The organism is bacterium (genome assembly GCA_004299235.1).
GTDB lineage: Bacteria > Chloroflexota > Dormibacteria > Dormibacterales > Dormibacteraceae > SCQL01.
Genome location: SCQL01000031.1, coordinates 32,391 through 50,115 on the forward strand (window position 1 = coordinate 32,391; position 17,725 = coordinate 50,115).

Genomic DNA, 17,725 nt, shown 5'->3' on the forward strand with positions numbered 1-17,725 from the left:
CAGCGCGAAGGCCAGGGTTTTCAACCCCCCGAACCGCGCTCGACCCTTCGTCGGTGTCACCGGTTGCGGTTCCCGGGCGTGCTCGGTTGCGGCCGGTCGAGCGTCCAGTGAAGGCCGCACTCTTTGACTTCGTCCTGCTCCCACCACCACCGGCCCGCACGCTCTGACTCACCGGCCGTGGTGGCGCGGGTGCAGGGCGCGCAACCGATCGAGGTGTAGCCGTGGTCGTAGAGCGAGTGATAGGGAACCTTGTGCTCGCGTATGTAGCTCCAGACCTGGTCTCTGGTCCACCCGGCCAGCGGCGCGATCTTGGCGATCCCGCCGTGCTCTGGATCGTCGTCCACGACCGGCGTCTGGGCGCGAGTGGCCAGCTGCGCGCGGCGCAGGCCGGTCACCCAGGCGTCGTAGCGCGCCAGCGCGAGAGCGAGCGGTCTCGATTTTCGGACGTCGCAGCACAGCCGGCGCAGGTCCGGTGACTGGTGGAAGAGGTTCGTGCCGTGGCGGCTGACCATTTCACGGACCTCCTTCGAGGCCGGGGCGACGACGTCGACCGCGATCCCGTACCGCTGCCGCACCCGGTCGATCATGTCGTGGGTTGCCTGCGGCAGTCGGCCGGTATCCAGGGTGAGCACGTTCACCCTCTTCGTGATCCGCGCCGACATGTCGATCAGCACCGACGACTCGGCCTGAAAGCTCGTGACGAGCGCGACTCGCGGGAACGACTCGAACGCCCAGCGCAGAACGGCTTCCGGGCTCGATCCGGACAGGATGGCGGCCGGCGCCGATGCGCTCACGCCGTCTGCTCGCTGAGGACGAATCGCTCACGCAGCGTGTCGAACCCGACGCGATCGACCCAGTCGCCGAAACCCTCACCGGACTGGCGCTGCGCCCCGAATTCGGCCAACATCGGTCGCAGCATCGACGTGATCTCCGTGAGCGGCACGTTGGGCGCATAGAGGCGGTTCAAGCGCGTGCCCTCGAAATCTCCGCCCAGCATCACGTCGTACTTGCCCAGCGTGGTGCCGACAAAGCCGACGTCGCCCAGGTAGGGCCGCGGGCACCCGTTCGGGCAGCCGCCCATGCGGAAGCTGATGCGCTCCTCACCCAGCCCGAGCCCTTCGAGCACGGAGGCGATCTCCCGGATGAGGTCCGGAAGAGCGCGCTCGGCCTCGGCGACGGCCAGGCCGCACGTGGGGAGCGCCGGGCAGGCCATCGAGTGGCGCACGGCGCGGGGGATCGACTCGACGGCGGCGATCCCATGCTCCGCCATCAGCTGCTCCACGCGCGGGCGCTGAGCCGGCTCGATGCCGGCGAGGATGACGTTCTGCTGCGCTGTCAGCCGGACCTGCGGCCGGATCTCCTCGACGATCCTCCGCAGACCGGTTCGCAACCGGACCTCGCCGGCGTCGGCGATGCGGCCGTTCTCGATGTAGATCCCGACGTAGAGCCCGCCGTCGCCCTGCTCGTGCCAGCCGAGGTGATCGTCGACCGGCTTCCAGCGCAGCGGTTCGGGCGGTTGGAGAGCGAACGGCAGGCGTCGCTGGACCTCGCCGCGAAACCAATCGAGGCCGCGATCCGCGATCGTGTACTTGAGCCGGGCGTGACGGCGGTTGGTGCGGTCGCCGTAGTCGCGCTGCACGGCCACCACCTCGCGGGCGACGTCGACGATCTGGTCCGGGCCGATGAAAGCCAGAGGCTGCGCTATCGCGACGAACGTCTCGGGCTTGTTGTGGGTCCTGCCGAGACTGCCACCGACCAGGACGTTGAAGCCCCGCAGGGAGCCGTCGGGTCCATGCATCGCGACGAACGCGAGATCGTTGGCGTATGCGTCCACACAGTTGTCGCCCTCGATGGCGACCGTGGTCTTGAACTTGCGCGGCAGGTACTGCTCGCCGTAGAGCGGTTCGACCTCGGGCTCGGATGACTGCACGACCTCGCCGTCGAGCCAGATCTCGTGGTAGGCCCCGGTGCGAGGCGTGAGCGCCGCCACCAGGCCGGCTATGGATCGATGCAGCTGCTCGTGAAACCGATCCGATCTCGGTTCGGGGCAGCACATGATGTTGCGCTCCACGTCGCCACAGCCGCTCAGGGTGGTCATCAGAGCCGCGTTGATGGCGGCGATGGATTTCTTGATGTCAGCCTTGAGCACACCGTGCAGCTGGAAGTCCTGCCGGGTGGTCGCGCGCAGCGTGCCGCTCCCCCAGCGCCCGGCGATGTCGTCGTGGGCAAGATATGCGTCGGCCGAGACAACGCCTCCAGGGACGCGCGTCCGGATCATCAACTGGTGGTACTTGTTGAGACCCATGGCGCGGGCCTCCTTGCGGCGGTCGCGGTCGTCCTGCTGGTAGACACCGTGAAACTTGAGCACCTGCACCGCTTCCTCGGTGAACGTGGGCGTGTCCTCGAGCAGCTCCTCCTTGACCAGGCCTCGGAGGTGATTGCTGTTGGCCTTGATCGACTCGTTCTTGGAGAAGCCGTCAAGCGTGGGCGTGCAGCCGCATGCCTTGCACATGGACTAGGCCCGCGGGCGCGCGCGCCCGCCTGAACCGAAGACAACGACTATGAGTTCCGACAATTTGGGTGCGCCTCCGCTGAAAAGCTGATGCCGACAAAGCCACGCCGAAAGTCAGGCGCGGGATTGAGGAAGGTTCGCCGCTTCCTCGAGAGTCCCTGCGGCGCGGCCGCGGGAGCCGGCTAGCTACAGAAGCAGCTGGCGCAAAGGGCGTAGTCGATCGCTCGACGGCGTGTGAGCGCCGGCCTTGACCGGGGCCCGACATGCAGGACGTCGCGAGTGAGGAAGCTACGCACCGTCCAGGTAGCTTAGCGGATGAATTCGAGCGGTGGCGTGTCGCCGTCAGCCAAATGATTCCGCTCAGGTTTGGATGTCACCGCCAATCGCACCCTCGGGATCGGCCTCCGGCGCGGCCCTACGACGCTCAGTCCCGCTGCCGTGGCGCCCATTTCGCGGGGACGGGCTGATGGGCGGCCAGTCGGGTCAGCAAACGATCGGGCTCGCTCTCGGCGATCAGCATCCGTGCGGACTCGTCTCTCATGAACCCCTCATCGACCGCGTGGCGCAGGAGCTGGAGCAGCAAATCGAAGTAGCCGCCGGCGTTGAGCACGGCGCAGGGCTTGGTATGCAAGCCCAGCTGCGCCCAGGTGAAGGCCTCGAACAGCTCCTCGAACGTGCCCGCTCCACCAGGCAGCGCCACGAAGCCGTCGCCGAGCTCGGCCATCAGGGCCTTTCGCTCGTGCATGGTTTCGACGACCCGAAGCTCGGAGAGGCCGGCATGGGCGATCTCACGCGCGACCAAAAGACGTGGGATCACCCCGACCGCCTCACCGCCGGCTGCCAGCACCGTATCGGCCAGCACGCCCATGAGGCCGACGGCGGCCCCACCGTAGACGAGGCTGAAGCCGCGTGCGACCATCTCCCGCCCCAGGCGCCGAACCGCTGTCGCGTACTCCGGCCGGCGGCCGAGCGACGACCCGCAGTAGACAGTCAGCCTCACGTCCGGAAATCTTGTCAGCTCCGCAAGCTCCGCGCCGTCCCCCGAATGAGAAGAGGCGGCCCGAAGGCCGCCTCTCACATCGTGGAGACCGCGGAATCCTCAGCTCACCGTGCACGAGTCGAAGCTGACGGGCCCCTGCCCGCCGGCGTCAGTGCTGAAATGGAACGCCTCGTGGTATCGGATGGCCGTGCCACCTGGCAGCGTGAGCTGGCCGTCTGAAGTCGCGTGGGCGACCTGATTCAGGTTGTTGAACGAGATCCCGAACCACTCGGTGGCGCGGCCCGTTATCCCATCGGGCGAGCTGAGAGCCACGGGGCCCGTCTCCGTCATGGTCGCCCAGAATTCGGGACCGGTGGTGAGCCCCGTCACGTGCGCGATGGTGTTGGCGCTGATCAAGAGAGCAGACACCCCGACCGCGTTCAGGCACGGGCCGACGAATATCGGCGACGGGACATCCTTGGCCGTCACCGTGCACGTCGCCGCGCCATTCCCGTTGGCGACGGGAAAGCACGGCGGCCCGCCGGCCGCGGAGACCGGCGCGGGCGTAAACGCGAGCGCACCGAGCACGAGAAGAACAACGACGGCTTTCCTCATGGTTGACTCCCTCCTGAAAGCTGCGCCGCCGGCACCCCAGTTGGGGCGAAGGGTAGCCACTATCGACCGTGGCGTCAACGCGCCGGCACCACTCGGCCGACCACCCGCAGGGCGAGACCGAGACGCCACCCGGGCAGCGCCTGCAGCAACTAGACTTGGAATTGAATGGCTGAGGTCGCGACTCGCGTGGCGCCGGTTCCCATGCACCGGTCCGGCAAGGCGATGATCGCGTCCGACCGCATCGCCCGGCGCGTGTGCCAGCTCGGCCAGCAGATCTCCGAGGTCTACTCCGACATCGACACCCCGCTGGTCATGGTCGTGATCCTGAAGGGCGCCACGGTTTTCGCGGCCGACCTCCTGCGCAGCCTCAGCATTCCCGCCGAGCTCGAGTTCGTGCGGGCCGCCAGCTACGGGTCCGGGGTTTCGAGCAGCGGCCGGGTTCAGATCGCCCACATGGTGGACGGCCCGCTGGTCGGCCGCCACGTGCTGCTGGTCGAAGACATCGTCGACTCCGGGCGGACCCTCGGCACCATCATGAGACGCTTCCGCCGGCTCAAGCCCGCGTCGCTTCGCCTGGCGGCTCTGCTCGACCGCCCGGCGCGGCGTGAGGTCCCGGTCAGGATCGATTTCTGCGGTTTTGTGATCCCCGATCGTTTCGTCATCGGCTACGGCCTCGACTACGCCGGCCTGTATCGCGAGCTGCCGGGCATCTATTCGCTCGGCTGAGCACCCCGGGCTAGCGCTCCTCCCGCACGTACGGCGTGCCCAGCGCGGCCGGCGCGCCCAGCCGCTGCTTGGCCCAGCCCGTGGAGACGACCACGAGCACGACGACGGTCATCGTGTAGGGCAGCGCCCCGAACACCTCCGGCGGCAGGTGCACCTGTCGCGCCTGGAGCACGAAGCCAAGGCTCGAGAGGAGCCCGAAGAGGTAGGCGCCGGCGAGGGTCGCCTCCGGGCGCCAGAAGGCGAAGATCACGAGCGCGATCGCGATCCAGCCGGCCCCTGAGGTCATGCCGTCGATCCAGTTGGGCGTGATCGCCAGGCTGTAGTACGCGCCGGCGACGCCGGCCAGAAGACCGCCGGCCAGCGTGTGCGCGTAGCGGTACCGGGCCACGTTCACCCCCATCACGTCGGCGGTCTCCGGCGACTCCCCGACCGCCCTCAGGTGGAGGCCCGTCCGGGTTCGATAGAGATAGAGCCAGGCCAGGATCACCAGCGCCCAGGAACCGTAGACGAGCGCGTTCTGGTGAAACAGGATCGGACCGACGACCGGCGCGTTCGACAGGCCGAGCACGTTGAGCGCGCTGAATTCGCGCAGCGCGGGCTGACCTCCGAGTTTGGTCGCGTTGCCGACGTACGAAGAGAGCCCGGTGGCTCCCGCGAAGATCGTGAGCGCCAGCCCTGAGACGATCTGGTTCGCACGCAGCCCGACGGCGAGGATGGCGTGGATCAGCGCGGTGGCCAGCGCCGCGACGCCGCCGATCAGCGTGGCCAGGAGGAGGACGAACCAGTCGGGGCCCGGCAGATGCTGCACGCACCAGAAAGCGGTGACGGCCCCGATCAGCATCATGCCCTCGACTCCCAGGTTGAGAACTCCTGAGCGCTCCGCCAGCAGCTCGCCCACTGCGGCGAAGACCAAAGGAGTGCCGTAGAAGATCGCCGACGCGGCCAGCACGACGGCGATGCTTTCGTTGACGTTCATGTCCAGCTCACTCCGCCACCGGCGCGGCGGCCACGGCGCGAGGCGGTTCCGCGCGCCGGGCCGAAAACGAGACTCGATAGCGCAGCAGCAGCTCGCCTCCGAGAGCGAAGAACAGGATCATCCCCTGCAGCACCCCGACGAGTCCGGCCGGGAAGTCCGGCCCCTGCAGGCTGTAGCCCGCATTCGCCAGGCCGCCGAGAAGGAACGCCACCACGCCAACCGCGAACGGGTTGTAGCGGGCCAGCGCCGCCACGACGATGCCGGCGTAGCCGAAGCCTGCCTGCTGGAGGCCGCGCGGATCGAGCACGTGCCGGAAGTCACCGATCTCGCTCGCCCCGCCGAGGCCGGCAAGCGCTCCGGAAAGACCCATCATCGCCACCACGACGCGGCGGGTCCTGACGCCCGCATAGCGGGCCGCGGGCGGAGAGTCGCCCTGCACGCGGGCGTCGAAGCCGAAGCTCGTCGAACGGTACAGGAGCCAGAGCACCGTGGCGGCGAGGATCCCCAGCAGGAAGCCGAAGGGCACGTTCAAGGTGACGATCGGACCGAGGACGAGGTTGAAGTTCGGCCACATCGCGGCGTCGGGCAGCATCTTGCCCTGGGGAAATGCCCTGGCGCTGAAGGTCGTCAGGTCCCGCCAGTAGGACCTGCTGTCGAAGATGAGGTACGTGAGCAGGAGGCCGGCGACGTAGTTGAGCATCAGCGTGGTGATGATCTCGTTGGTGTTGAAGTAGGCGCGCAGCAGACCGGGGACGACGGCCCAGGCGGCTCCCGCGACCAGGCCGCCCGCGATCATCCCGGCGATGATCACCAGGCCCGGCCGGCCGTGCAGGGCAAGGCCGGCGCCGGACGCGCCGACGGCGCCGAGATACAGCTGGCCCTCGGCTCCGATGTTCCAGAGCTTCATCCGGAACGCCGCCGCGGCCGCCAGCCCGGTCAGGAGCAGCGGCGTGGCGGTGACCAGCGTGTTGGTCAACGCGCCCGGCGCGATGAAGCCGCGGTCGAAGAGCCGGGCGTAGGTCGCGACGGGATCCTTGCCCGCAACGAGCAGCACGACGGCGGCGGCGGCGAAAGCCGCCACGAGCGACGCGACCGGGACGGCGACCACGAGCCAGCGCGGGGCGGTCAGGCGCCTCTCGATCCTCACGCCGGCGAGCCCGCCATCATCAGGCCGAGCTGCTGGACGTCCGCTTCGCCCCGGGGGACCACGCCCACGACCCGGCCCTCGTACATGACCGCGATCTGGTCCGCCAGCATCAGGATCTCGTCGAGGTCCTCGCTGATCAGCAGGATGCCGACGCCATCGCGCGCCGCCCGAATCAGCAGGGCCCGCACCCCCTCGGTGGCGCCCACGTCCAGGCCTCGGGTCGGGTTGGCGGCCACGATCACCTTCGGCCGGCTCGAGAGCTCGCGAGCCAGGACGACCTTCTGCACGTTGCCGCCCGACAGGAGCCGGGTCTGGGTGTCAGGACCCGGGGCGGCGATCGCAAAGCGAGTCATCAGCTCCTTCGCGTGCGCCCTGATGCGGTCGTGGCGCAGCCATCCACGAGTGGAGATGGGCGGGCGCCGGTGGGACTTCAAGATCAGGTTGTCGGCGACCGACAGGCTCGGTGAGACGCCGGTGCCGAGCCGGTCCTCGGGCACGTGTGCGATCCCGCGGGCGATCGCCTCCCCCGGATCACCGCTCCGCAGGCCGCGACCCGCCACCCAAACCGCTCCGCCGGTCCGGGGCCTGGTGCCCGCGATGACCTCGGCGAGCTGCCTCTGGCCATTGCCGGAGACTCCGGCGACCCCGACGATCTCCCCCTTGTGAACGCTCAACCGGACGTTGTGCAGCGCCTCGATCCCCAGGTCGTTGTCGGCGCAGACGTCGTCCAGCTTCATGACGACCTCGCGATGCCCGGCATACGGCTCGCCCTTGGCCTGGGCGAAGACGACCTCCCGGCCGACCATCATCCTGGCCAGCTCGGCGGGGCTGGTCCCGCTCGTCTTCACCGTCCCGACCAATCCACCCGCGCGCAGCACCGTCACCCGGTCGGTGACGGCCATCACCTCTTCGAGCTTGTGCGAGACGAACACCACGGTCCGGCCTTCATCAGTCATGCGACGCAGGGTCTCGAAGAGGTCCTCGGACTCCTGCGGCGTCAGCAGGCTGGTGGGTTCGTCGAGGATCAGGATGCGCGCGCCCCGATAGAGCGCCTTCAGGATTTCGACCCGCTGCTGCTCGCCCACCGAGAGCTGCCAGATGCGCGCCCTGGGATGAACCGGCATCCGATACCGCTTGGCCAGCTCGCCGACTTGGGTCTCGATGGTCTTCGGCGAGGTCCGGAGCCAGGCGGCTCCGCGATGGCCGAGGACGATGTTGTCGGCCACGGTCAGAGATGCGGCGAGCCGGAAGTGCTGGTGGACCATCGAGACCCCGGCCCGCATCGCATCACGCGGCGAGCGGAACTCGACGGTGCGGCCGTGGATCGCGATCTCGCCTGAATCCGGACGGTAAAGGCCGGCCAGGATGCTGGCCAGAGTCGACTTGCCGGCGCCGTTCTCCCCGAGCAGAGCGTGAACCTCGCCCTCGAGAGCTTCGAAATCGACCGCGTGGTTGGCCAGAACGCCGGGGAAACGCTTGGTGATGGAACGCATGGTCACCGCCGGGACTGCCCCGGCGGCGACCTGATCCACGATCGCGCTCGTCAGCTGCCCGTGGGGCTCCCGATCACACCCTGCACGAACCAGTTCATGGTCAGAATCTGGTCGAGGGTGAGCTTGCTGCCGGCCGGCACCTTGACCGCGCCCGACTGGTCGTTCAGCGGTCCGGTGAACTCGTAGAACGTGCCGGCGACCAGAGCCTGCTTCTTGGCGTTGATCGCCGCCTGGGACCCGGCGTCGACCGACTTCCCAAACGGCGCGATGTCGACGAAACCGTCCGCTAGGCTGCCGTAGTAGCTGCCGGTCTTCCACGTCCCGTTCATGGCCGCTCTGATGCGCGTGAGCTCGTACGGGCCCCAGTGGTAGACGGTGCCCGTGAGCCATGCGTCGGGCGCGAACGACTGCTGGTCCGAGTCGTAACCCGACCACTTCAGACCGGCCGCCTTGGCCGCCTCCCCGGTGGCCGGGCTGTCCTGGCCCTGACCGAGGACGTCGACGCCCGCGGAGATCAGGCTCTCGGCCGCCTTCTTCTCCTTGGCCGGGTCGAACCACGTGGTCGTCCAGATGACCTGGACGGTGGCCCCTGGGTGAGTCGCCTGCGCGCCCAGGGTGAAGGCGTTGATCTCCCGGATCACTTCAGGGATCGGGAAGGGGGCGACGAAGCCGATCTTGCCCGACTTGGTGACAGCGCCCGCCGCCATTCCGGTCAGATAGTCAGCGTCCTCCGCGGCGCCGAAGAATTCAGCGAGGTTGGTCTCAGTCTTGAACCCGGTCGCCTGCTCGAAGTACACGTTCGGATACTTCTTGGCGGCGGCGTCCATCTGGTCCTGGAAACCGAACGAGGTGCCGAAGATGATCTTGTTCCCGTCCGCGACGAGGCTGTCGATCACCTGGGCGGCCTGAGGACCTTCGGGGACGTTCTCTTTGAAGGTGGTGACCAACTGGGATCCGAGCTGCTGCTGGACGTACAGGCGGGCGTCGTCGTGGGCCTTGGTCCAACCCGCGTCGCTCGCGCTCCCGACGTAGATCCAGGCGGCTTTGAACGGGGGGTTGGACGTCGTCGTGGTCGTGGTGCCGCCGCCACAGGCGGCCAGGCCCACGGCCGCCAGCGCGAACACCGTCAAACGTTTTATCACGAGTCGACCCTCCTGTCGGTTCAACAGCGCCCAGGGGCGCACTTCCATACCAGAGGCGGGACCACTGGATCCAACGTGCTTATATTCTGCGGCTGAGGAGCTGTCAATGTGAGGACCATGCGAATCGAGGTCGCCGGCATGCGGTTTCTCGCTCGGCTCGAAAACGAGTCGGCGCCGAAGACATGCGCCAGGTTTCAAGCCATGCTGCCGCTGCAGACCCGGATCATCCATGCGCGCTGGAGCGGTGAAGCGTGCTGGATACCCTTCGGCGAGCTCAACCTGGACCTCGGCTACGAGAACCACACCAGCCATCCGGCGCCCGGACACCTGCTCCTCTATCCCGGCGGCATCAGCGAGACCGAGATCCTATTTCCCTACGGGTCGGCGTTGTTCGCAAGCAAGGTCGGGCAGCTTGCCGGCAATCATTTCGCCACCGTCTACGACGGCGCCGATCGCCTCGCCGAGTTGGGCCGGCTCGTCCTGTGGGAGGGCGCGCAGGAGATCACCTTCGAAGAGCTCGACGGTCGCTGATCGCGCCGTGGGCCACTCCGATGCCGCCACGGCGATGGAGCGCTGCGACATCCTGGGCGCCTGCAGCGAGGAGCCCGACCGCCTGACCCGACCGTTTGCGTCGGAGGCGATGCATCGAGCCCACGAGCGGGTGTCCGAATGGATGCGCGAAGCGGGGATGGAGGTGCGGCGCGACCAAACCGGCAACCTCCGCGGCCGGTACGAGGCCGCGGTGCCGGGCAGGCCGACGCTGCTGCTGGGGTCACACCTGGATTCCGTCCGCGACGCGGGTAGGTACGACGGACCGCTCGGCGTCGTGATCGCCATCGCGGCGGTGCGGCGCCTGCACGACGGCCGGACGCGGCTGCCGTTTGCGATCGAGGTCATCGGCTTTGCCGACGAGGAAGGCCTGCGCTTCGGCTCGACGTACCTCGGCAGCCGCGCCGTGGCCGGCACCTTCGATGCCGGGGAGCTCGACCGCCGTGACGCGGAGGGCGTCGGCCTGGCCGAGGCCATCCGCGCCTTTGGCGGCGACCCGGCCCGCATCGACGAGGACCGGTGGCGCGACGGCGCGCTGCTCGGCTACTGCGAAGTCCACATCGAGCAGGGCCCGGTGCTCGAGGCGCGCGGCCTGCCGGTCGGGGTCGTGTCGGCCATCGCCGGGCAGGAGCGCTACGCCCTCGCGTTCACCGGGGAGGCCGGCCACGCCGGCACCGTGCCGATGGGCCGCCGGCGCGACGCCCTGACCGCCGCCGCGGAGTTCGTGCTGGCGGTCGAAGCGGACGCACGTGGCCACGAAGGCCTGGTCGCCACGGTCGGGCAACTGGCCGCACATCCGGGCGCCGCCAACGTGGTGCCCGGCCGCGTGAACCTCACCCTGGACGTGCGGCACGCGGACGACACCGTCCGGGTGGAGGCATCCCGGCGGATCCTGGGCCGCGCCCGCGACATCGCGCAAACGCGGCAGATCGCCGTCGACACCGAGCCGACGGAGGCAAACCCCTCGGTGCCCTGCTCGTCGCGCTTGGTCTCCCTGCTGTCGCAAGCCGTCGAGGACATCGGCATCTCGGCCGTCAGCCTGCCGAGCGGCGCGGGCCACGACGGGGTGGCGATGGCGGCCCTGACCGACATCGGAATGCTCTTCGTCCGGTGCCGGGGCGGGGTCAGCCACAACCCCGCGGAGTCGGTGACGACCGCTGACGTCGCCGTCGCGATCGACGCGCTGGGCCGGTTCCTGGAGCTGCTGGCTCACCCGGCGTGAGCGCCGCCGAGCTGATCCTTCGCGGCGGCCGCGTGGTCACGGCGTCGGGCGTCGCCGTCGCCGATGTCGCGATTGCGGAAGGCCGGATCGTCGCCGTCGAACCGGATCTCTCCGGCTGGACCGCGAGCGAGGACCTGGAGGCCACCGGCCTCCACGTCTTTCCCGGTGGCGTGGATTCGCACGTGCACTTCAACGAGCCCGGACGGACCGGCTGGGAAACCATCGCGTGCGGGTCCGCGGCGCTGGCGGCCGGCGGTTACACGGCGTTCGTCGACATGCCGCTCAACAGCGATCCCGTGACCATCGACGGGGCCGCGTTCGACCTCAAGCTCGGGGCGGCGGCCGGCTCATCGCTGGTCGATTTCGGGCTGTGGGGCGGGCTCGTGCCCGGCAACCTCGACCGCCTGGAGGAGCTGGTTCAACGCGGCGTGATCGGATTCAAAGCCTTCATGTGCCCCAGCGGCATCGATGCCTTCCCGGGGTGCGACGACCGCACGCTCCGGGAGGGCATGCGGCGCATCGCCCGGCTCGGTTCGATCCTGCTGGTGCACGCGGAAGACCCGGCCATCGTCGATGCGCTTATCCACCGGGCGACGGCCGGGGGCCAGAATGGCGCGCTGGATTTCATCCGCTCCCGGCCGGCGGCGGCGGAGCTGGAGGCGATATCCCGGGCCATCGGCATGGCCGGCGAGACCGGCTGCAGGCTCCACGTCGTGCACGTGAGCACGGCGGGCGGAGTCGAGTTGATCCGCGAGGCGCGGCGGAGCGGCGTGGACGTGAGTGGTGAGACCTGCCCTCACTACCTTCTATATGTGGAGGAGGACATGGAGCGCCTGGGCGGAGCGGGCAAATGCGCGCCGCCGTTCCGCTCGGCCGCCGACCGCGATGGGCTCTGGCGGCTGATCGCGGACGGTGCCCTGCCCATGGTGGTGTCCGACCATTCCCCAAGCTCGCCCGACCTCAAGCGGGGCGGCGATTTCTTCAAGCTCTGGGGCGGCATCTCGGGCTGCCAGTCGACCAGGCAGCTGCTGCTTTCGGGCGACGGATCGCGATCGTTGGCCCTCCCCACCATCGCCGCCGTGACCGCGACCAATGTGGCCCGGCGCTTCGGGCTGGCGAGCAAGGGCGAGGTGGCGCCTGGATTCGACGCCGACCTCTGGCTGGTCGACCTCTCGCACGAGGACGTCGTACGCGGGCGCGACCTGCTCTACCGCAACGCGTTCAGCGCGCACGAGGGCCGGCCGATCCGCGGCCGGACGGTGCGGACGATGGTGCGCGGCCGGACGGTGTTCGCGGCGGGACGCCCTTCGAAAGGACCGGCCGGCCGTCTCATCCGGCCGGCCCCGCCAGCCTCAGCCTAATCGCGAAGGCGGCGGCCGGCGGCGGCGATTTCCCGCGCCACCTCGTCCTCGTCGGCGGTGAGGAGGCGACCCTCCCGGACCACCACCTTGCCGTTCACGACCACCGCCTCCGCCCGGGCCGGCGGGGCGAGGGCGAGGGCGGCGAGCACGTCGGCGATGCCGCGGTGAGCCAGATCGTCGATGCGAAAGCAGGCGACGTCGGCGCGCTTGCCGGCCTCGAGGGTGCCGCATTCGTCCCGCCCCAGGCACTCGGCGCCGCCCTTGGTGGCGAGCCGCCAGGCGGTTCGGGCGCCCAGCGCCGCCGGGGCGTCAATGCGGCCCGCAATGCCGGCCCGGGCGCGGGCCAGCAGCAACGCCTGGTGGATCTCCCCGGCCAGGTTGGAGTCCTCGTTGCTCGCCGAGCCGTCGACGCCAAGCCCGACTCGCGCTCCCGCTCGCACCAGGTCCTCGACCCGGCAGGCGCCGGCGCCCAGGCGCATGTTGCTCGACGGGCAGTGGGCGATGCCGGTCCCGGCCCCGGCGACGCGGTCCACCTCGGCGTCGCTGAGATGGATGCCGTGGGCGTACCAGACATCGTCCCCGGTCCACTCCAGGTCCTCCATCAGCTCCAGCGGCCTCCGGCCGAATCGCTCGAGGCAGAATCGCTCCTCGTCCAGCGTCTCGGCGAGATGGGTGTGCAGGCGGACGCCATGGCGGCGGGCCAGCGCCGCCGAATCGCGCATCAGCCGCGGCGTCACCGAGAAGGGCGAGCAGGGCGCGACCACAACCCGGCACATCGAACCCGGCGTGGGGTCGTGGAACCGCCTGATCTTGTCCTCGGTGTCGGCCAGGATGGCGTCCTCGTCCTCCACCACGCTGTCGGGCGGAAGCCCGCCTTTCGACTCACCCAGGGACATCGAGCCTCGACAGGGGTGAAAGCGCAGGCCGAGCTCCCGCGCGGTATCCACCAGGGTCTCGAAAATGCCGCTCCGGCCTCGCGGGAAGACGTAGTGGTGATCGGTCGACAGGGTGCAGCCGCACAGCAGGAGCCGTGCCATCGCGGCGCGGGCCGCGGCACGAACCACCTCGGCGTCGATGCGGGCCCACACCGGGTACAGGGCACGCAGCCACTCGAACAGCGTGCCGTCCGGGGCGTAGCCGCGAGTCGCCCACTGGTACATGTGGTCGTGGGCGTTGACCAGGCCCGGCACGGCGACACAGTTGGGCTCGTCAACCGTGGTGTCGGCCGCCGGCGGCGGGCCGGAACCCACTTCGGCGATCTCGCCGTCGCGGGCCAGCAGCCAGCCGCTCTCCAGCTCCTGTCCCGTGCCGGTGACCATGAGCCCGGCGCGCAGCAACAGCGAGCCGGCCATGGCTAGGTGACGATGTCGTGGGGCCGGACCGGCACGCGTGCCAGCGGGCGGCCGGTCGCGGCGCGGATGGCGGCGACGATCGCGGGGCCGGACGAGATGGTGGGCGGCTCGCCGACTCCCTTGACGCCGTACGGCGAGCGAGGGTCGCCCAGCTCCAGCACGTCCATCCGCACGGGCGGCATGTCCAGGATGGTGGGCAGCAGGTAGTCGGTAAAGGAGGGATTGCGAATCACCCCGTCCTTGACCTGGACCTCCTCCATCACCGCCAGGCCCAGTCCCTGGGCGGCGCCGCCTTCCAGCTGGCCCTCCACCGCCAGCGGGTTGATCGCCTTGCCCACGTCCTGCGCAGTGGCGAGCTCGACGACCTTGACCAGGCCCAGCTCGGTGTCGACGTCCACGACCGCGCGGTGAGCCGCGAAGGCGTACTGCATGTGCGCGTCGGCCTGGCCGGTCTTGGGGTCCAGCCGGTTGGTCCGGCGCGGTCGGAACTCGCGGGTCTCCTCGATCACCTCCTCGCCCAAAAGGGTGGCCAGCGTGACGATCACCTCCCCGTCCGCGGAGACGATCGCCTCCCGCTCCAGCCGCCAGCCCGCCCCGCTCCTGGACCCCAGCTCCGACTGCGCCAGCGCGAAGATGCGCTCCCGCACCGCTTCGCAGGCCGCCTTCACCGCGCCACCGGTGATGTAGGTCTGCCGCGACGCCGACGACGACCCCGCCGAGCCGACGCGGGTGTCGGCGTTGAGGACGGTGACGTCGCGCACGCCCAGCTCGGTGCCCGCGATCTGGGCCTGCACCGTGACCAACCCCTGCCCCACCTCCGCGCCGGCGGTGTGCACCTCCGCTCGCGGCCGGCCGCCGGCCGCGGCCAGGGTGACCCGGGCGGTCGAGTAGTCGTCGAAGCCCTCGGAGTAGCCGACGTTCTTGAAGCCCACCGCGTAGCCCACACCGCGTCGCACCGACTCGCCGTGGGTGGTGTTGGACACGCCCCCGGGCAGCGCGGTCAGGTCCAGGTGGTCGGCGCCGGCGACCGGTGGCAGCGGCATCTCCTGGACGCGGCGCAGCAGCTCGGCCACCGGTATCGGCCCCTCCATCGCCTGGCCGGTGATCAGGCGGCTGCTGCCGTCCATCGCGTTGCGCATGCGAATCGCCACCGGGTCCATCCCGAGAGCCGCGGCCAGCTTGTCCATCTGCGCCTCGTGGGCGTAGCAGTTCTGGACGGAGCCGAAGCCGCGCATCGCGCCGCATGGAGGGTTGTTGGTGTAGACGACCCACCCGTCGATGGTCGCGTTTGGGCACTGGTACGGTCCGACGGCGAAGCAGCTCGCGTTGGCGATGACCGCGGTGGAGCTGGAGGCGTACGCCCCGCCGTCGAGCAGGATGCGGGCCTTGACGTAGACCAGCTTGCCGTCGCGCGTGGCGCCATGCTCGTACCGCAACCGGCCGGGATGCCGGTGGACGTGGCCGACGAACGATTCCGGCCGCGAGTAGACGATCTTCACCGGCCGTCCGGTGCGCAGGGCGAGCATGCAGGCGTGCGCCTGCATCGACAGGTCCTCGCGCGAGCCAAACGCCCCGCCCACGCCGGCCAGAGTGAGCCGCACCTGGTCAGGCGCCAACCCCAGGCAGCCGGCCAGCTGGTCCTGGTCCACGTGCAGCCACTGCGTCGCGACGTACAGGTCGACGCCGCCCTCGCCGTCCGGGATCGCCAGGCCCGACTCCGGCCCGAGCGGCGCCTGGTCCTGCATGCCGATCTCGTACTCGCCGCGCACCACGACATCGGCGCGAGCGTCCTGGTCGCCGTGCCGGATCGTGACGTGGCGGGTCACGTTGCCGCCGGGATGCAGGCGGGTAGCCTCCGGCGTGAGCGCCTCCTCAGGGTCCGTCAAGGGCTTTCGAACCTCGTACTCGACTCGCACCTTCCGCGCGGCGCGACGTGCCTGCTCGGGATGGTCGGCCGCAACCAGCGCCACCGCCTCGCCCCAGTAGCGCACGACGTCGAATGCCAGCACCGGCTGGTCGGGGATCTCGAGGCCGTAGAGCTTGCGACCCGGCACATCCTCGTGCGTCAGGACGGCCCGGACGCCGGGTGACGCCAGTGCCTCGCTGGTGTCGATGGAGACGATGCGCGCGTAAGGGTGCGGGCTCCTGCTGGTGGCGCCCCAGAGCATGCCCTCGACCCACAGGTCGGACGAATATGGAAAGTCGCCCCGGACCTTGAGCACGCCGTCGGGCCGGCGGACGCTCTCGCCGACCCTGCCGGTCACGCTGGCGGCGGCCGCCTGCGGCTGCCGGGTCGGGAGGACGGCGCCCGCGGTCATGCCGCGCCCATCCGGCCGGCGGCGAGGTGAACGGCGTCGATGATCTTGGCGTACCCCGTGCAGCGGCAGATGTTGCCGGCCAAGGCCTCCCGGATCTGAGCGTCGCTCGGCCGCGGCACGCGGCGCAGGAGGTCGTGCGTGGCGACGACCAGCCCGGGCGTGCAGAAGCCGCACTGCACCGCGCCCGCCTCGACGAAGGCTTGCTGCACCGGGTGGAGCGAGTCACCGTTGGAGAGCCCCTCGACGGTGACGATCTCGCGTCCGTCTGCCTGCCCGCCGAGCACCAGGCAGGCGCAGACCAGCGTGCCGTCCAGGTACACCGAGCAGGAGCCGCACTCACCCTGCTCGCACGCGTTCTTCGAGCCGGGCAGGCCCAGCCGCTCCCGGAGGACGTACAGCAGGCTTTCGCCTGCCCACACGCTGTCGGCGACCTGGGGCCGGCCGTTGACCGTGCAGGTGATCCTCATGCGCTCCTCTGGTATTCCAGCCACGCCCAGGTGAAGCTGCGGCGAGCCAGCACCGAAAGGGCGTGCCGGCGGTAGGCGGCCGTGCCTCGCACGTCGTCGATCGGGCGCGCGGCGGCGGCGACCAGTTCGCCGAAGCGGGCGATGGCAGACGCATCGACCTCGGAAGGCCGCTCCCACAAGCCCGCCTCCTCGAGCACCCCCGCCATGAATCGCTCGGCGTCGGCGGCCGTGACTGGCGTGGGGGCGGCGGACCCGATGCCGGTGCCGATGCGCCTTCGCTTCGGGTCGAGAGCCAGGGCGAACGAGCAGACCGCGATCACCATGGCGTTGCGGGTGCCGACCTTGGAGAACTGCTGCGGTCCGCTCGCCGGGTGGATCAGGAACGCGGCGATGAGCTCCTCCGGCCTCGCTGCGTTGCGCTTCGGCCCGATGAAGAACTCACTCACCGGCAGCCGGCGGCTGCCGTGCACCGACGCCAGCTCGACCAGGGCGTCCATCGCCAGGAGCGGCGGGTGGGCATCGCCCGCCGGCGAGGCCGAACCGAGATTGCCGCCCACCGTGCCGCGGTTGCGGATCTGCGGCGAGCCCACGGTGCGCGAGGCCATCGCCAGTCCAGGCAGCCGGTCGCCCAGCTCATCGATGATCCGGGCGTAGGTGACGCCTGATCCGATGCGCAGGAGATCGCCCTCGCCACCCCACTCCGTCAGCTCGGCGACCCGCGTGAGGTCGATGATCGCCGCCGGCCGGTGACGGTCCAGGTTGACCTCCACCATGACGTCGGTCCCGCCCGCGATCGGCATCGCCTCCGGGTGGGCCGCCTTCATCGTGAGGGCCTCCGGCCAGCTCGTCGGTTGCAGGAACTCCAT

15 protein-coding genes are annotated in these 17,725 nt (G+C 69.9%); 3 read left to right on the forward strand and 12 right to left on the reverse strand.

The features are described from left to right. Positions 1–56: 56 nt before the first annotated feature. The 4 genes from EPN29_10570 to EPN29_10585 all read right to left on the reverse strand — a co-directional run bounded on the left by EPN29_10570 (position 57) and on the right by EPN29_10585 (position 4,106). Positions 57–794 carry a phosphoadenylyl-sulfate reductase gene (locus tag EPN29_10570; GenBank protein TAN31661.1) on the reverse strand — a complete coding sequence of 246 codons (738 nt, stop codon included), beginning with the start codon at positions 792–794 and terminating at the stop codon, positions 57–59. After that, positions 791–2,512 (reverse strand): NADPH-dependent assimilatory sulfite reductase hemoprotein subunit, encoded by a 1,722-nt coding sequence (locus EPN29_10575; GenBank protein ID TAN31662.1) that lies wholly within the window; start codon positions 2,510–2,512, stop codon positions 791–793. Before EPN29_10575 ends, EPN29_10570 begins: the two co-directional genes overlap by 4 nt. Before the next feature lie 424 nt (positions 2,513–2,936). Continuing rightward, positions 2,937–3,512 carry a TIGR00730 family Rossman fold protein gene (locus EPN29_10580; protein TAN31663.1) on the reverse strand — a complete coding sequence of 192 codons (576 nt, stop codon included), beginning with the start codon at positions 3,510–3,512 and terminating at the stop codon, positions 2,937–2,939. A 99-nt stretch (positions 3,513–3,611) separates the two neighbouring features. After that, positions 3,612–4,106 (reverse strand): hypothetical protein, encoded by a 495-nt coding sequence (locus EPN29_10585; GenBank protein TAN31664.1) that lies wholly within the window; start codon positions 4,104–4,106, stop codon positions 3,612–3,614. A gap of 201 nt (positions 4,107–4,307) precedes the next feature. Between EPN29_10585 and hpt the strand changes: the two genes are divergently transcribed. Beyond that, on the forward strand, positions 4,308–4,832 hold the full coding sequence (gene hpt / locus EPN29_10590) for a hypoxanthine phosphoribosyltransferase (protein ID TAN31986.1): 525 nt from the start codon (positions 4,308–4,310) through the stop codon (positions 4,830–4,832). Positions 4,833–4,842: 10 nt separating this feature from the next. On the opposite strand, the gene EPN29_10595 is transcribed toward hpt, so the two are convergent. Genes EPN29_10595 through EPN29_10610 form a run of 4 tightly spaced genes read right to left on the reverse strand, consistent with a single transcriptional unit; the run spans position 4,843 to position 9,638 of the window. Continuing rightward, entirely contained in the window at positions 4,843–5,808 is a 966-nt protein-coding gene (locus EPN29_10595) for an ABC transporter permease (GenBank protein ID TAN31665.1), read from the reverse strand. 7 nt (positions 5,809–5,815) lie between these two features. After that, entirely contained in the window at positions 5,816–6,955 is a 1,140-nt protein-coding gene (locus tag EPN29_10600) for an ABC transporter permease (GenBank protein ID TAN31666.1), read from the reverse strand. Then, a complete protein-coding gene (locus tag EPN29_10605) occupies positions 6,952–8,448 on the reverse strand; it encodes an ABC transporter ATP-binding protein (GenBank protein TAN31987.1) in 1,497 nt (498 codons plus the stop codon). The genes EPN29_10600 and EPN29_10605 overlap by 4 nt, the downstream gene beginning before the upstream one ends. A gap of 50 nt (positions 8,449–8,498) precedes the next feature. Beyond that, complete coding sequence (locus tag EPN29_10610; GenBank protein ID TAN31667.1) at positions 8,499–9,638, reverse strand: BMP family ABC transporter substrate-binding protein; 1,140 nt, start codon at positions 9,636–9,638, stop codon at positions 8,499–8,501. 181 nt (positions 9,639–9,819) lie between these two features. Here EPN29_10610 and EPN29_10615 point away from each other — a divergent pair, with 181 nt between their 5' ends. Both EPN29_10615 and allB read left to right on the forward strand, forming a co-directional pair. Then, positions 9,820–11,361, forward strand: coding sequence for an allantoate amidohydrolase (locus EPN29_10615; GenBank protein TAN31668.1), 1,542 nt, complete (start codon positions 9,820–9,822; stop codon positions 11,359–11,361). Continuing rightward, the gene (gene allB, locus EPN29_10620; GenBank protein ID TAN31669.1) at positions 11,358–12,722 is read left to right on the forward strand and encodes an allantoinase AllB; all 1,365 of its coding nucleotides are present in this window, start codon (positions 11,358–11,360) and stop codon (positions 12,720–12,722) included. Before EPN29_10615 ends, allB begins: the two co-directional genes overlap by 4 nt. On the opposite strand, the gene EPN29_10625 is transcribed toward allB, so the two are convergent. From EPN29_10625 to EPN29_10640, 4 genes are read right to left on the reverse strand one after another with little or no spacing between them, the layout of a single operon-like run. Further along, complete coding sequence (locus EPN29_10625) at positions 12,719–14,074, reverse strand: 8-oxoguanine deaminase (protein ID TAN31670.1); 1,356 nt, start codon at positions 14,072–14,074, stop codon at positions 12,719–12,721. The two genes, allB and EPN29_10625, sit on opposite strands and share 4 nt — an antisense overlap. Positions 14,075–14,076: 2 nt before the next feature. Beyond that, on the reverse strand, positions 14,077–16,392 hold the full coding sequence (pucD, locus tag EPN29_10630) for a xanthine dehydrogenase subunit D (protein TAN31671.1): 2,316 nt from the start codon (positions 16,390–16,392) through the stop codon (positions 14,077–14,079). Beyond that, positions 16,389–16,859 (reverse strand): (2Fe-2S)-binding protein, encoded by a 471-nt coding sequence (locus EPN29_10635; protein TAN31672.1) that lies wholly within the window; start codon positions 16,857–16,859, stop codon positions 16,389–16,391. Before EPN29_10635 ends, pucD begins: the two co-directional genes overlap by 4 nt. Beyond that, positions 16,856–17,725 carry a xanthine dehydrogenase family protein subunit M gene (locus tag EPN29_10640; protein TAN31673.1) on the reverse strand — a complete coding sequence of 290 codons (870 nt, stop codon included), beginning with the start codon at positions 17,723–17,725 and terminating at the stop codon, positions 16,856–16,858. Before EPN29_10640 ends, EPN29_10635 begins: the two co-directional genes overlap by 4 nt.

What these genes read in the sequence shown, in the direction of transcription:
- EPN29_10575 (TAN31662.1), bottom strand. Translation starts at nt 2,512, where the DNA reads ATGTGCAAGGCATGCGGCTGCACGCCCACGCTTGACGGCTTCTCCAAG.
- EPN29_10585 (TAN31664.1), bottom strand. Translation starts at nt 4,106, where the DNA reads ATGAGGAAAGCCGTCGTTGTTCTTCTCGTGCTCGGTGCGCTCGCGTTT.
- hpt (TAN31986.1), top strand. Translation starts at nt 4,308, where the DNA reads ATGCACCGGTCCGGCAAGGCGATGATCGCGTCCGACCGCATCGCCCGG.
- EPN29_10595 (TAN31665.1), bottom strand. Translation starts at nt 5,808, where the DNA reads ATGAACGTCAACGAAAGCATCGCCGTCGTGCTGGCCGCGTCGGCGATC.
- EPN29_10605 (TAN31987.1), bottom strand. Translation starts at nt 8,448, where the DNA reads ATGCGTTCCATCACCAAGCGTTTCCCCGGCGTTCTGGCCAACCACGCG.
- EPN29_10610 (TAN31667.1), bottom strand. Translation starts at nt 9,638, where the DNA reads ATGGAAGTGCGCCCCTGGGCGCTGTTGAACCGACAGGAGGGTCGACTC.
- EPN29_10615 (TAN31668.1), top strand. Translation starts at nt 9,820, where the DNA reads ATGCGCGCTGGAGCGGTGAAGCGTGCTGGATACCCTTCGGCGAGCTCA.
- EPN29_10625 (TAN31670.1), bottom strand. Translation starts at nt 14,074, where the DNA reads ATGGCCGGCTCGCTGTTGCTGCGCGCCGGGCTCATGGTCACCGGCACG.
- pucD (TAN31671.1), bottom strand. Translation starts at nt 16,392, where the DNA reads ATGACCGCGGGCGCCGTCCTCCCGACCCGGCAGCCGCAGGCGGCCGCC.
- EPN29_10635 (TAN31672.1), bottom strand. Translation starts at nt 16,859, where the DNA reads ATGAGGATCACCTGCACGGTCAACGGCCGGCCCCAGGTCGCCGACAGC.
- EPN29_10640 (TAN31673.1), bottom strand. Translation starts at nt 17,725, where the DNA reads ATGGAGTTCCTGCAACCGACGAGCTGGCCGGAGGCCCTCACGATGAAG.